Genomic DNA, 13,494 nt, shown 5'->3' with positions numbered 1-13,494 from the left:
GTATTATAAAAAATGCCGGATGGCGCTGGCGCTTATCCGGCCTACAAACAGTACTCGCCCGTAGGCCGGATAAGATGCTTCGCGTCGCCATCCGGCAATCAGATGAGCGTTATCAGGACACCAGCAACTGGTTCATACGGCGGATAAACTGGTTCGGATCTTCCAGCGTACCGCGTTCAGCGAACAGCGCCTGATCCAGCAGCAGCTCGACCCACTCTTTAAACTGCGCTTCATCCTCGGTATCGGCAGTGCGTTTGACCAGCACATGATCCGGGTTGAGCTCAAAGATGTATTTCACTTCCGGCACGGACTGACCGGCCGCGGCGAACAGTTTCGCCATCTGGGTGCTCATTTCATCCGCATCGGTGGTGACAATCGCCGGCGTGTCGGTTAAACGGTGCGTCAGACGCACCTCTTTCACGCGATCGCCCAGCAGGGTTTTGACACGCTCCACGAACGGCTCAAGCGCCTTTTCCGCTTCTTTCGCGTTTTCGTCGACTTCATCCGCCAGTTTTTCGATGGACTCATCGGCTTTAGCGACCGACTGGAATGCTTTACCGTCAAACTCGGTCAGGTAGTTCATCATCCACTCGTCGATGCGATCGGAGAGCAGCAGCACTTCGATGCCTTTCTTACGCAGCAGCTCCAGGTGCGGGCTGTTTTTCGCCGCCGCATAGCTGTCTGCGGTGATGTAGTAGATTTTTTCCTGCCCTTCTTTCATCCGGGAGACGTAATCTTCCAGCGACACGGTCTGGGCGGAAGAGTCTGTATGGGTGGAGGCAAAGCGCAACAATTTAGCGATCGCTTCCTGGTTGGCGTGATCTTCCGCCGGGCCTTCTTTCAACACCAGACCGAACTGTTTCCAGAAGGTTTGGTATTTTTCCGCGTCGTCTTTCGCCAGTTTTTCCAACATTTGCAGAACGCGTTTGGTCAGAGCGCTACGCAGATTACGCGTTACCGTGCTGTCCTGCAGGATTTCACGGGAGACGTTCAACGGCAGGTCATTAGAATCAATCAGGCCGCGCACGAAACGCAGATAGTTAGGCATGAACTGCTCGGCATCGTCCATAATGAACACGCGCTGTACGTACAGCTTCAGACCATGTTTGTGATCGCGGTTCCACAGATCCCACGGCGCCTGCGACGGGATATACAGCAGGCTGGTGTACTCCTGCTTACCTTCCACGCGGTTGTGGCTCCAGGTCAGCGGATCGGTGAAATCATGCGCGATGTGCTTGTAAAACTCGTTGTACTCGTCGTCTTTAATTTCCGACTTGTTACGGGTCCACAACGCCTGGGCCTTGTTGATTTTCTCCCAGGAAATCACGGTTTCGCCGTCTTTTTCTTCCCGTTTTTCAATCTCTACCGGCAATGCGATGTGATCGGAATATTTACTGATAATCGAGCGTACGCGCCAGTCATCGAGGAATTCATCTTCGCCTTCACGCAGGTGTAAGGTGATTTCCGTACCACGGTCATTTTTGGTGATATCGGCAACGGTGTATTCGCCTTCGCCTGCCGATTCCCAGAACACGCCATTTTCCGGCTTGTCGCCTGCCGCACGTGTACGTACGGTCACTTTATCGGCCACAATAAACGCGGAGTAGAAGCCTACGCCAAACTGACCAATGAGCTGGCTATCTTTCGCCTGATCGGACCCCATTGATTCGAGGAAAGATTTGGTGCCGGACTTGGCAATGGTGCCTAAGTGGTCAATCACCTCATCACGATTCATCCCCACGCCGTTATCGGCAATGGTCAACGTACGCTTATCTTTATCGAAAGAGACGCGCACACGCAGCTCGCCATCTCCTTCATACAGATCCGGGTTTGACAGAGCGCGGAAACGCAGCTTGTCCGCCGCATCTGAGGCGTTAGAGATGAGTTCACGCAGGAAGATTTCTTTATTGGAATAAAGAGAATGGATCATCAGGTGCAGAAGCTGTTTAACTTCTGACTGAAAACCACGCGTTTCTTGTCCTTTCATGTGGATAGACCTCAACAATGCCATTTTTAATGGTAAAAATACGTTGAGGGTGAGATGGGGACAAGCGGGTGTGATTTCAAGCGGAGGCCGCGAATGCCGCCTCCGTTTGTTCAGAAAATAATCTTATGGCGTCCCGCCAGCGAGTGGGACAGCGTCGTACCGTCGACCATCTCCAGTTCGCCGCCAACCGGCACGCCGTGGGCGATACGACTGGCTTCGACGCCGGCCTCCGCGCACAGCTCGGCAATATAGTTCGCGGTAGCCTCCCCTTCAACCGTCGGGTTGGTCGCGAGGATCAGCTCACTGATTTTTTCTGACGCCAGCCGCTGTTCCAGACGATCGAGACCGATATCATCCGGCCCGATGCCGTCCAGCGGCGACAGGTGGCCCATCAGCACGAAATACCGCCCGGAAAATTGCCCGGTCTGCTCAATGGCGTAGATATCCGCAGGACTCTCCACCACGCAAATCTGGCCGTTTTCCTGACGCCGCGGGTTCGAACAGATATTACAAACATCCTGCTCGGTAAAGGTGCGGCAGTCGGCGCAGTGGCCGATTTCCGACATCGCCCGGGTCAGCGCCTGCGCCAGGCGCATTCCGCCGCTGCGATCGCGCTGCAACAGGGTAAACGCCATCCGCTGCGCCGACTTAGGGCCGACGCCCGGAAGGCAGCGCAACGCTTCCATAAGCTGAGTTAACAGCGGACTGGTTTGCATCAGAATGGCATCTTAAAGCCTGGCGGCAGTTGCATACCGGAAGAGACGGAAGCCATCTTCTCTTTTTGCGTCTCTTCAATGCGGCGCGCCGCATCGTTGAAGGCCGCAGCGACCAGATCTTCCAGCATCTCTTTGTCATCTTCCAGCAGGCTTGGGTCAATTTCCACGCGGCGGCAGTTATGCGCGCCGTTGATGGTAACCTTCACCAGACCCGCGCCGGATTCGCCGGTCACTTCCAGCTGCGCAATCTCTTCCTGCATTTTCTGCATTTTTTCCTGCATCTGCTGGGCCTGTTTCATCAGATTGCCCAGACCGCCTTTTCCAAACATAAGCTCTCTCTCTTGATGGTTCACAATCGCAAGCCAGGCTTACGATCAAATGGGGCGGATACTCTCTTCATCCAGCTCGGCGTCGAAGAATCGACGCAGCGTCTGAATGTTATTATCCGCAATAATTGACTCACGCGCTTGCGCGAGTTTCTCTTCATAAATGGCCTGACGCCATTCCAGCGGCGTACGCACCGCGGGATTATCATCTTCAACGATGGTCAGTTCAACCGTCGTTCCCGTCAGATCGCTGAGCGCTTGCGCCAGCTTTTGCTGCGCGCCGCTGGAATTGAGGTGCCGCTGCGTCGAGCGCAGATGCAGACAAACCGCGTTGCCGTTCTGCTCCTTCCAGGCATTGAGCGCCACCTGCTCCACCAGCTTAGGCAAAGAAAGCTGGCTTACCTGCGCCGCCCACGGATCGCGCTCAATCGCTTCCGCCGCCAGTTTAGCCGCCAGCTCCGGCGTTTTTTCATGCTCCAGAGCTTTCTTAAGCGCTTTTGGCGTAGCCACCACTTCTTTGGTTTGCACTACCGGCGTGGTGGCCTTCCAGCGATAAGCCTCTTTCTTTACTGGCGCCGTTTCCAGCGCAGACGGCGCCGGGCGCGCCTGTACGCGCTCCGAAACCGAGGCCAGCCGCTCCAGCGCAGAGTTATTCACCGGCCGCGCGCGGGATGCGGCTGCCGGTTCACTCTTTTTTGTTTTGGTTACTCCCTGCGCGCGCTGTAACTGATTGCGCGCCGCCAGCACCTGACTGGTAGACGCCGGCAGCGGCGCTGGCGATGTCTGCGGCGCGGGCGCCGACGGCTGCTGCACCTGCGGCGGCGTCATTACCGCCGTTGGGGCCACGGGCGCAAAAGACTGCCGCGGCGTTTCAGGCTCCGGCAAGGGCATACGCGGGTGAAACGCCAGCGCACGCAGTAACGTCATTTCAACGCCCATCCGCCGGTCCGGCGCCCAGGGCAATTCTTTGCGACCAATCAACAACGTCTGATAATAGAGCTGAAGATCGCCGGGAGGCACCGTCCGGGCAAGTTCGCGCATCCGTTGCTCGATAGCCGCCATATCGCTGCCTAACGCGGCAGGCGAAAGTTGCACCATCGCAATACGGTGCAGCAGGCTAAGCATTTCGACCAGCAGCGCTTCCCATTCAATACCGCGCGCCGCCGCCTCGTTGATAAGCGACATGACGCGTTCGCCGTTAGCGTCAACCACTGCCTCGACTAATGACAAAGCCTGGTCGTCGTCCAGTGTACCGAGCATGGCGCTTACCGCCTGCGTCGAAACCTGCCCGTCGCCGCTGGCGATCGCCTGGTCAGTCAGACTTAATGCATCGCGCAGGCTACCGTCAGCCGCGCGTGATAACAACTGCAACGCGCGGGGTTCGTGAGCGATATGTTCCTCATTGAGAATATGCTCAAGCTGATGGCGAATCTGTTCAACATCCAGCGCTTTGAGATGAAACTGTAGGCAGCGCGACAAAATGGTCACCGGCAGCTTCTGCGGATCGGTGGTCGCCAGTAAAAATTTCACATGCGCTGGCGGCTCTTCAAGCGTTTTAAGTAGCGCATTAAAGCTGTGGCGCGACAGCATGTGGACTTCATCGATCAGATAGACTTTAAAGCGACCGCGCGCAGGCGCGTACTGGACGTTATCCAGCAGGTCGCGGGTGTCTTCGACTTTGGTACGCGATGCGGCGTCAATCTCAATGAGATCGACAAAACGCCCCTGCTCAATTTCCCGACAGTTATCGCAAACGCCGCACGGCGTCGCGGTAATACCGGTTTCGCAGTTCAGCCCCTTCGCCAGCAGTCGGGCGATAGAGGTTTTGCCGACGCCGCGCGTGCCGGAAAAAAGATATGCGTGATGAATGCGCCCTAACGACAAGCCGTTCGCCAGTGCGGTCAGCACATGTTCCTGGCCGACGACGTCAGCAAAGGTTTGTGGGCGCCATTTTCTGGCTAAGACCTGATAACTCATTGGCAGGCTCTGAAACGCTGGAAGGTGGATTCATAGAAGGGTAATGCTAACACAACCTCGCCGATACAGCGAGGTTGTCTCTCTGGCTAAAATAGCAGTGCGGATAGCCTGAATCAATGCCCTGGAAACGGCACCAGGCTATAACAGGTAATTCCCTGCTTTTCCAGACGCTGCTCGCCGCCCAGATCGAACAAATTGATGATGAACGCCGCATCGGTGACTTTCCCGCCCAGACGACGGATCAGCTTCACGGTCGCCTCAATGGTGCCGCCAGTCGCCAGCAGATCGTCCACGACCAGCACGTTGTCGCCAGGTTTAATCGCGTCGACATGAATTTCCAGCTGATCGGTGCCGTACTCTAATTCATAGGTCTCGGCAATAGTTTCACGCGGTAATTTGCGCGGTTTACGTACCGGAACAAAACCAACGCCCAGCCCAAGCGCAACCGGCGCGCCAAACAGGAAGCCACGCGCTTCGGTGCCGACCACTTTGGTGATACCCGCATTTTTATAACGCTCAACCAACAGTTCAATACTGAGCGCGTAGGCTTTCGGGTCTTCCAGTAAGCTGGTGACATCACGGAAAAGAATGCCCGGTTTCGGGTAATCCTGAATGCTTTTGATGCTGTTTTTGAGAAACTCAAGCTGCTGTGCAGTCGCGGTCATGGATATATGCCTGCTAAGTACGGTGTTACTCACGGCGCAATATTTTTCGGTCAGGGGTAACGCTCGGTTACTCTTTGACCGCCTGCGCCTGTGCTCGAAAACGGTCGAATTTACTGGCTGTGAACGACAATTGCAACAGCGATTCGTGTGCTTCAGCGCTTTTGTTGCTTTTCATCAATCACCGGTATCCGCCACATAAAAATCAGCAGACAGGCCAAAATAACCAACAGCAGCACCCGCACCCACATCATATTCACCAGCCACAGCGATATACCAAAGGTCAGCAATATCAACGCGATCGCTCGCGGTTTCGCTCCCGGCGGCATGGCCCGATAGCGCTGCCAGTGGCGCAGATAACCGCCAAACCATGAGCGGTATAACAACCAGGCATGGAAACGCGGCGACGAGCGGGCGAAACACCAGGCCGCCAGTAAAATGAACGGCGTAGTCGGCAACAGGGGCAAAACCACGCCCAGTGTCCCTAATACTACCGCCAGCCAGCCAATGATGATTAAAATAGTACGTTGCATAATGCGAATCGTTATCAAACAGAAGGCTACTGTAGCACAGCCTGTCTTATTTTCATCGGGGTGTTGAATTGAAAACCGCTATGCTGTTACAGACGCTGGAAGAGAGGCTGGCGACGCTACGCCAACGCTGCGCGCCGCTGGCGCAACATGCGACGTTAAGCGCGCGCTTTGACCGACACCTTTTCCGTACCCGCAGTACTCTGTTGCAGGGATATCTGGAAGAGGCTGACGCCAATCTCGCCGCGTTGCGTCAGGCGGTAAAACATGAGCAGCTGCCGCAAGTCGCCTGGCTGGCGGAACATCTGGCTTCGCAACTGGAGGCGATATCGCGTGAAACCGCCGCCTGGTCGCTGCGCCAGTGGGACACCGCCGCGCCAGGGCTTGGCCGTTGGCAGCGCAGACGAATACAGCATCAGGAGTTTGAACGTCGACTACTGGCGATGACACAGGAGCGCAAAATTCGTCTGGCGCAGGCGACTGGCCTTGTCGAACAACAAACGCTGCAAAAGGAAGTCGAGATCTATGAAGGACGGCTGGCGCGCTGCCGACATGCGCTGGAGAAAATAGAAAACGTACTGGCGCGTTTAACCCGTTAATCCTGGAGAAAGTATGTCGCTTGAAAATGCCCCTGATGAAGTCAAACTGGCCGTGGATTTAATTGTGCTGCTTGAAGAGAATCGCTTACCGGCACGAACGGTGCTACGCGCGCTGGAAATAGTTATGCGTGATTATGAAAACAAGTTAAAAAGTACGGAAGACGACTCGCAAACAGAGTAATTGCCCCCTGGTTTGTCCTCGTTGTCGCTGACAAAGTGGTCGCTACCGTCAGGCAACAAGGGACAGGTCATGGAACGTCTACCCACCACGCCGCACGATGCGGTATTTCGACAAATGCTGATGCAAAAAGAGGTCGCCCGCGACTTTCTGGCTATCCACTTGCCAGAAGCCTTTCTTGCAATCTGCGATCTGGATTCACTGAAGCTGGAGTCAGGGAGTTTTGTTGAAGACAATTTACGCAGCCGCTATTCAGATATTCTCTACTCTCTGCATACCCAACACGGCCCCGGGTATGTTTACGCGCTCATTGAACATCAGAGCAAATCAGACCGGCTGATGGCTTTTCGCCTGATGCGGTACGCCATTGCCGCCATGCAGCGTCATCTGGATGCCGGCCATGATACCTTGCCGCTGGTGGTGCCAATCCTCTTTTATCACGGTCCGGAAAGCCCGTGGCCCTATAGCCTTAACTGGCATAATATGTTTGTGAAACCGGATATGGCGAAGGCCTTATACAGCTGCGAATTTGCGCTGGTCGACCTGACGATAATGCCGGATAATCAGCTTTTGCAGCATCGGCGGATAGCGATGTTAGAGCTCCTGCAAAAACACATTCGTCAACGCGATTTAAGCGAACTGCTCGACCCCCTTATCACGCTTTTAACGCAGGATCATTTGACGGACACACAGCTCAGTGTGCTGATCAACTATATGTTGAAAGCAGGAAACGCCGCAGAACCCGGGGCGCTGATTCGTCAACTGGCGCAGGGCGCGCCGCAGTATAAGGAACAACTGATGACAATAGCGGAATGGCTGGAAGAAAAAGGCCGAACGGAAGGGTTGCAAAAAGGCCTTGAGCAAGGGTTAGCACAAGGCCGTGAGGCCGAAGCGCGCGCTATTGCCCGCAAAATGCTTGCCAACGGGCTGGAACCCGGGCTCATTGCCAGCGTCACCGGCATTACGCCGGAAGAGCTTTCTACGCTGTCGCATTAGCGGCGCCGCGCGCACTCATAAAGCGCGCGGCCCACCGCCTTTTAGCTTGCCGTAGGCGCCAGATCGCCGCCGTTGAGATCGCGCTTCACTTCAGTGACTTCGTCGCCCTTCGCGTTATGCAGATGCACCTCAAGCTGGTTAAAGGCGATATTGATATCATTTTCACGGCACAGTCGATCGATCGCGCGGTTCAGTTCATCCACCGTATGGCTACGATCGCGCAATTCACGCACATACAGACGCAGTTCATGATCCAGAGTGCTGGCGCCAAAGGTGGTGAAGAATACGGCAGGTTCCGGATCGTGCATCACCTTCGGATGCTCCATCGCCGCCTGTAGCAGGACTCTTTTCACTTTCTCCAGATCCGAGCCATAAGCCACACCAAGCCGGATAACCAGACGGGTCGTGGTATCGGAGAGGGACCAGTTAATCAGCCGCTCCGTTACGAATGCTTTGTTCGGAATGATCACTTCTTTACGATCAAAATCGGTAATAGTGGTGGCGCGAATACGAATCTTACTGACCGTGCCGGAGTAGGTGCCGATCGTTACCGTATCGCCAATGCGTACCGGACGTTCGAAGAGGATGATTAAACCCGAGACAAAGTTACCGAAGATCTCCTGTAGCCCAAAACCGAGACCCACCGACAACGCCGCCGCCAGCCACTGGAGTTTATCCCACGAGACGCCGAGCGATCCGAATACTGTCATCGCGCCAACAGCGATAATGACGTAGTTAAGGATCGTGGTGATCGCATACGAAGCCCCCTGGCGCATATTCAGACGTGAAAGCACCAGCACTTCCAACAGGCCGGGTAAGTTGCGGATAAGCGCCCAGGCCACCATCGCGGCAATAATGGCGAATAGCAAGCTGCCCATCGTCACGCTTTTCACCACCGCAGCGCCAGCTTCGGAGCCGTTGTAGTGCCACAGAGTGATGCTATCAAGATAGCTGAATACGGTGATCAAATCGGACCAAATCGCCCAGAACATAACGCCGAACAGGGCAAGCATTAGCAGCATCGTGATACGTAATGTTTGCTGGTTAATCTGCTCCAGCGCGATGGTGGGTTCTTCCTGTGGCTCCGCGCCTTCCGCTCCCTCTTTTACCAGGTTCTGACGACGAGCCAGCGCGCGTCGCCAGGCAATCCGGCGCGCCGCTACGCTTAACCCGCGCAGCACCGTTTGATAAAGCAGGTTCCAGATAATGACCAGATAGACGGTTTCAATCCAGCGTCCCGCCAGGCGCAGGGTGGTATAGAAATAGCCGGTCGCCGTTAATACCATTAACGCCACCGGAATGATGGAAAGAATCGTCACGGTCACCAGTCGAATGCCGTGAGATTCTTTATCGCGCCAGCTTTCCCGGCACAGTGGCCACACCAGCAATGTTATGACCAGCAGATTGAGGAAAATAACCGCCTGCCCCAGCACGTCATCCATCAGATTCAGCGGCGACAACTCCGCCACCACAGACCAAAAGTGCAGCGGCAGCAATGCGAGGCTAATGCGTACAATCTGGCGACGCCAGTGGCTGGTCAACTGCGCTGGCATACCAAAATGGCGTATCGCCACGCCCTCTTTTTCCAGCACCTTCCAGCACAGCCCAAAGACCAGCCAGAACATCGCGAGCTTTTTACTAAAGGCCCAGAGCAGATCGCTGATATTTAGCTGCATGGTCAGCAGGATCAGTCCAAGCGCGAGGATAATCAGGCACACCGGCAGCGCGCGGATCAGATCGATCAGAATAGCTTTTGGCGTATTGAGTTGACTATCGTTACGCAACGATCCCACGGCGGCGGCCAGCTTCTGTTGATACGCTTTTAACCATTTCAGACGCCAGCGGATTAAACCGGCGATGAGCAAGAGCGGCAACCCGGCCAAAAAAGCAATAAATACCGCGGGCCAGGCTTTTTGCCAGTTCACCGTGATTTTCATGGCGCTGAATTGCTCTTTTAACGTTTGGGGGAACGCTTTAAGCCAGTCCCAGTCCATAGGGCGGTTACTGTTCACCCAAAAAATCTGCTGCGTCAGAATGGCTTTCAGATTTTTCGATACGCTCATCAACTGCTGCTGGTTAACTTGCAGGTTAATCGCCATCATCAGCTGGTTACCCAACTGTTTATTTAGCTGATCCAATAGCTCACGGCGCATCTCCACCACCTGAAGCAACGCATCATGAACTTCATCATTCACCTCGCTGGTATGCCCCTCCTCCAGCTTGTCGACAAAGGCATCGCTTTGGAATAAGGCATCACGCTGCTGGTTGATTTCAAACTGCTCCAGACGCAAATCCGCAATGCGGTTGGTCATATCTTCGAGTTCGTCGGCGGAGGGCAGAGTTTGCTGCTGTTGATAAAGAATACGCGACAGCAACAGGCTGCCTTTTAAGACGGCAATCTGTTCTTTGATATTTCTTTCCGACTGCAGCGCGCGATCGAGCCAGTTTTTTACTTTAATGTTTTGCTGCATCAACATATTGCCGTTTTCGGTCGCGACAATCAGACGCTGGCTGAGTTGATGGTTAATATCCAGTTCCTGTTTTACCAGCGGGTTCGCCTGGATACGCGCCGTTTCGTCCGGCGAAATGGCCTCCTGGGCCGTTTTTTCCGTTAGCGTAAGTCGTTTACTGTTGACCGCCTCCTGTAAAAGTTGAAGCTGATGTTCAAGGCGATTACTGTTGGCCGTCACGTAATCCCGCTGTTTTTGCAGGGTGTCCTGCAAAACGGTATTCCCTTCAAGACTCTTACGTTGCTGGTCGATCTGCGCATTAAGCAGCGCCTGTTGTGCCTGTAATAACACCTGTTGGCTGGGGCGAAGCGCGGCTTCGCCGACGTTATTGCCGTCCAGACGGTTACGGATTTGCTGTATTTGCTGTGAGGCGGTATACATGGCGTTTTGCACGCGCTCCGGCTGGGTCTGTAGCGAAACAAGCTGGCTGTTATAAGCGGCAAGATCGTTTTGCGAATTTTGCAAATCATCCAGTACCTGCGCCACGCGCAGCTCAAGCTGACGTAGCGAAAGCGCACTCAGCGTTTTTCGCATTTCATCATCATTATCGACGTCGCTCAGCGCATTCAACGCAGCCGTCGCCTGACGCATTTTTTCAGGCGCCTGCGCCACCTTCTGCCGTAGCTGTACGGTCTCCTCTTTCACCCGCTCGATTTTCTCCAGCGTAGCTAACGTATCAATAAGGTCTTGCTGGACGAGCTTATCCTGGGCGGAGAGATCTTTTTGCTTATTCAGCGTATCCAGCTGGTTTTGCACATCCGCTTTTGACGGCAGGTCGCCATTCGTTTGCCCCCGGGCAAATGCCAGAGACTGACAGGACAGCAGGATAATAAGGACGCTAATTGTAATAAAAACAAAATGCTGTGAACGTTTATAAAGCTGCAACATAGTCATGAGAATGAAGTGTCTGAACCGGCAAGCAGACCGGAAATAATTGAGTCGCAAGAATATCACGCCTGTAACAAACAGAATAGCGACACAGAAAATGTCCAGGAGTTTTCCTGGAATATTATCAGGGGGAGCCGTTGACCGTCGACGCGCGCAGCGTCGGACACAATTGATACATCTCCAGCAGGATCGTGACGTAGGCGCGAGCTTCTTTTTTTAAATCAAACGATTGCGGAGCAAATAACCAGTTTTCCATGAGCCCTGAAATAAAGCTGCGCATCAGTATCGCCGCACGACGGGTCAGCAGATTTTCAGGCAGCATTTTAGCATTAATACAATGTTTTAACGTTTGTTCAATCCGATCGTAACTTTCCAGACAAAGGCTACGTTGCGCCTGTTGAACCACAACCATTTCTCCGACAAACTCACATTTATGGAATATAATCTCCATCAATAAGCGGCGTCGTTCTTCTGTTACAGTAGCTTCAAGAATATGAACTAAAATTTCTCTTAATACAGATAGTGGATCGTCGGGGAATTTTGCCTGATACTCAATCTCAAGCTCACCAATATTGGATTCTGATAGCTCCCAGATCTCACTGAATAAATCCGACTTATTTTTGAAATGCCAATAGATTGCGCCGCGCGTCACGCCAGCAGCGTTCGCAATCTCCGCCAGCGAGGTTGCCGATACGCCTTGCTGCGAGAACAAACGCAGGGCCACATCCAGGATGTGTTGTCGTGTCTCCAGCGCTTGTTGTTTGGTTTTTCGTGCCATATGTCGGTGAATTTACAGGCGTTAGATTTACATACATTTATGGATGTATGTACCATAGCACGACGATAATATAAACGCAGCAATGGGTTTAAGGACCTTTGACCATTGACCAATTTGAAATCGGACACTCGAGGTTTACATATGAACAAAAACAGAGGGTTAACGCCTCTGGCGGTCGTTCTGATGCTCTCAGGCAGCTTAGCGCTAACAGGATGTGACGACAAACAGGACCAGCAAGGCGGCCAGCAGATGCCAGAAGTTGGGGTTGTCACACTAAAAACGGAACCACTGCAAATCACAACTGAACTTCCGGGTCGTACCGTTGCTTACCGTATCGCCGAAGTTCGCCCGCAGGTAAGCGGCATTATCCTGAAGCGTAATTTCGTTGAGGGAAGTGATATCGAAGCGGGAGTCTCTCTCTATCAGATTGATCCTGCGACCTACCAGGCGACTTACGACAGCGCTAAGGGCGATCTGGCAAAAGCGCAGGCCGCCGCGAATATCGCTGAACTGACGGTGAAGCGTTATCAAAAGCTGCTGGGTACGCAGTACATCAGTAAGCAGGAATACGATCAGGCGCTGGCTGACGCGCAACAAGCGACTGCCGCCGTTGTCGCAGCAAAAGCCGCCGTTGAAACCGCACGTATCAACCTGGCGTATACCAAAGTCACCTCGCCGATTAGCGGTCGTATTGGTAAGTCGTCCGTAACGGAAGGCGCGCTGGTACAGAACGGTCAGGCGTCGGCGCTGGCGACAGTGCAGCAGCTGGACCCTATTTATGTCGATGTGACCCAGTCCAGCAATGATTTCCTGCGCCTGAAGCAGGAGCTGGCAAATGGTTCGCTGAAACAGGAAAACGGCAAAGCGAAGGTCGACCTGGTGACCAGCGACGGTATCAAATTCCCGCAATCCGGTACGCTTGAATTCTCCGACGTTACCGTTGACCAAACCACCGGATCTATTACTTTGCGCGCCATCTTCCCTAACCCGGATCACACCTTATTGCCAGGAATGTTCGTTCGCGCACGTCTGCAGGAAGGGACAAAACCGACGGCATTACTGGTTCCACAACAGGGCGTTACCCGAACTCCACGCGGCGATGCCACGGTGCTGGTGGTTGGCGCTGATAACAAAGTGGAAACCCGCCAAATCGTCGCAAGCCAGGCGATCGGCGATAAGTGGCTGGTGACTGACGGGTTGAAAGCGGGCGACCGCGTAGTCGTCAGCGGGCTGCAAAAAGTACGTCCTGGCGCACAGGTTAAAGTGCAGGAAATTACCGCGGATAACAAACAGCAAGCCGCAAGCGGTGATCAACCTGCTCAGCCCAGGTCTTAACTTAAACAGGAG

General features: G+C 54.0%; 12 protein-coding genes and 1 other annotated feature. Of the genes, 4 read left to right on the top strand and 8 right to left on the bottom strand.

What is annotated here, in order from left to right:
- Nucleotides 1-112 precede the first annotated feature (112 nt).
- The 6 genes from htpG to NBA72_RS06560 all read right to left on the bottom strand — a co-directional run bounded on the left by htpG (nucleotide 113) and on the right by NBA72_RS06560 (nucleotide 6,201).
- On the bottom strand, nucleotides 113-1,987 hold the full coding sequence (gene htpG, locus NBA72_RS06585; RefSeq protein ID WP_001523272.1) for a molecular chaperone HtpG: 1,875 nt from the start codon (nucleotides 1,985-1,987) through the stop codon (nucleotides 113-115).
- Nucleotides 1,988-2,097: 110 nt separating this feature from the next.
- Nucleotides 2,098-2,703, bottom strand: coding sequence for a recombination mediator RecR (gene recR, locus NBA72_RS06580; protein ID WP_001195023.1), 606 nt, complete (start codon nucleotides 2,701-2,703; stop codon nucleotides 2,098-2,100).
- Entirely contained in the window at nucleotides 2,703-3,032 is a 330-nt protein-coding gene (locus tag NBA72_RS06575; RefSeq protein WP_000467098.1) for a YbaB/EbfC family nucleoid-associated protein, read from the bottom strand. The genes recR and NBA72_RS06575 overlap by 1 nt, the downstream gene beginning before the upstream one ends.
- A 45-nt stretch (nucleotides 3,033-3,077) precedes the next feature.
- A complete protein-coding gene (gene dnaX, locus NBA72_RS06570; RefSeq protein ID WP_000121967.1) occupies nucleotides 3,078-5,006 on the bottom strand; it encodes a DNA polymerase III subunit gamma/tau in 1,929 nt (642 codons plus the stop codon).
- Nucleotides 3,681-3,745: a sequence feature (DnaX frameshifting element), on the bottom strand. It overlaps the preceding gene by 65 nt.
- A 113-nt stretch (nucleotides 5,007-5,119) precedes the next feature.
- Nucleotides 5,120-5,671: an adenine phosphoribosyltransferase gene (gene apt / locus NBA72_RS06565; protein ID WP_000127350.1), complete on the bottom strand. Its 552-nt coding sequence runs from the start codon at nucleotides 5,669-5,671 to the stop codon at nucleotides 5,120-5,122.
- 152 nt (nucleotides 5,672-5,823) lie between these two features.
- The gene (locus tag NBA72_RS06560; protein WP_001189860.1) at nucleotides 5,824-6,201 is read right to left on the bottom strand and encodes a DUF454 family protein; all 378 of its coding nucleotides are present in this window, start codon (nucleotides 6,199-6,201) and stop codon (nucleotides 5,824-5,826) included.
- 68 nt (nucleotides 6,202-6,269) lie between these two features.
- Between NBA72_RS06560 and priC the strand changes: the two genes are divergently transcribed.
- From priC to NBA72_RS06545, 3 genes are all read left to right on the top strand, one after another.
- Complete coding sequence (priC, locus tag NBA72_RS06555; RefSeq protein ID WP_001519637.1) at nucleotides 6,270-6,797, top strand: primosomal replication protein N''; 528 nt, start codon at nucleotides 6,270-6,272, stop codon at nucleotides 6,795-6,797.
- Between the two features lie 13 nt (nucleotides 6,798-6,810).
- Nucleotides 6,811-6,978: a pleiotropic regulatory protein RsmS gene (gene rsmS / locus NBA72_RS06550; protein WP_000051161.1), complete on the top strand. Its 168-nt coding sequence runs from the start codon at nucleotides 6,811-6,813 to the stop codon at nucleotides 6,976-6,978.
- Between the two features lie 69 nt (nucleotides 6,979-7,047).
- On the top strand, nucleotides 7,048-7,971 hold the full coding sequence (locus NBA72_RS06545) for an Rpn family recombination-promoting nuclease/putative transposase (protein ID WP_023216295.1): 924 nt from the start codon (nucleotides 7,048-7,050) through the stop codon (nucleotides 7,969-7,971).
- Nucleotides 7,972-8,012: 41 nt separating this feature from the next.
- Here NBA72_RS06545 and mscK read toward each other — a convergent pair whose 3' ends face one another.
- Both mscK and acrR read right to left on the bottom strand, forming a co-directional pair.
- The gene (gene mscK / locus NBA72_RS06540) at nucleotides 8,013-11,375 is read right to left on the bottom strand and encodes a mechanosensitive channel MscK (RefSeq protein WP_000178249.1); all 3,363 of its coding nucleotides are present in this window, start codon (nucleotides 11,373-11,375) and stop codon (nucleotides 8,013-8,015) included.
- Nucleotides 11,376-11,493: 118 nt separating this feature from the next.
- On the bottom strand, nucleotides 11,494-12,147 hold the full coding sequence (gene acrR / locus NBA72_RS06535; protein ID WP_000101755.1) for a multidrug efflux transporter transcriptional repressor AcrR: 654 nt from the start codon (nucleotides 12,145-12,147) through the stop codon (nucleotides 11,494-11,496).
- A gap of 141 nt (nucleotides 12,148-12,288) precedes the next feature.
- On the opposite strand from acrR, the gene acrA reads away from it, so the two are divergent.
- Complete coding sequence (acrA, locus tag NBA72_RS06530; RefSeq protein WP_001039202.1) at nucleotides 12,289-13,482, top strand: multidrug efflux RND transporter periplasmic adaptor subunit AcrA; 1,194 nt, start codon at nucleotides 12,289-12,291, stop codon at nucleotides 13,480-13,482.
- Nucleotides 13,483-13,494 lie beyond the last annotated feature (12 nt).

The sequence above is a fragment of the Salmonella sp. NW1250 genome (assembly GCF_051812965.1).
Lineage (GTDB): Bacteria > Pseudomonadota > Gammaproteobacteria > Enterobacterales > Enterobacteriaceae > Salmonella > Salmonella enterica.
The sequence above is the reverse complement of the archived record's forward strand: the minus strand, read 5'-3'. Positions and strand labels throughout refer to the sequence as shown.

Coding starts and splice junctions, on each gene's coding strand:
- htpG (WP_001523272.1), bottom strand. CDS start 1,987: ATGAAAGGACAAGAAACGCGTGGTTTTCAGTCAGAAGTTAAACAGCTT.
- recR (WP_001195023.1), bottom strand. CDS start 2,703: ATGCAAACCAGTCCGCTGTTAACTCAGCTTATGGAAGCGTTGCGCTGC.
- NBA72_RS06575 (WP_000467098.1), bottom strand. CDS start 3,032: ATGTTTGGAAAAGGCGGTCTGGGCAATCTGATGAAACAGGCCCAGCAG.
- dnaX (WP_000121967.1), bottom strand. CDS start 5,006: ATGAGTTATCAGGTCTTAGCCAGAAAATGGCGCCCACAAACCTTTGCT.
- apt (WP_000127350.1), bottom strand. CDS start 5,671: ATGACCGCGACTGCACAGCAGCTTGAGTTTCTCAAAAACAGCATCAAA.
- NBA72_RS06560 (WP_001189860.1), bottom strand. CDS start 6,201: ATGCAACGTACTATTTTAATCATCATTGGCTGGCTGGCGGTAGTATTA.
- rsmS (WP_000051161.1), top strand. CDS start 6,811: ATGTCGCTTGAAAATGCCCCTGATGAAGTCAAACTGGCCGTGGATTTA.
- NBA72_RS06545 (WP_023216295.1), top strand. CDS start 7,048: ATGGAACGTCTACCCACCACGCCGCACGATGCGGTATTTCGACAAATG.
- mscK (WP_000178249.1), bottom strand. CDS start 11,375: ATGACTATGTTGCAGCTTTATAAACGTTCACAGCATTTTGTTTTTATT.
- acrR (WP_000101755.1), bottom strand. CDS start 12,147: ATGGCACGAAAAACCAAACAACAAGCGCTGGAGACACGACAACACATC.
- acrA (WP_001039202.1), top strand. CDS start 12,289: ATGAACAAAAACAGAGGGTTAACGCCTCTGGCGGTCGTTCTGATGCTC.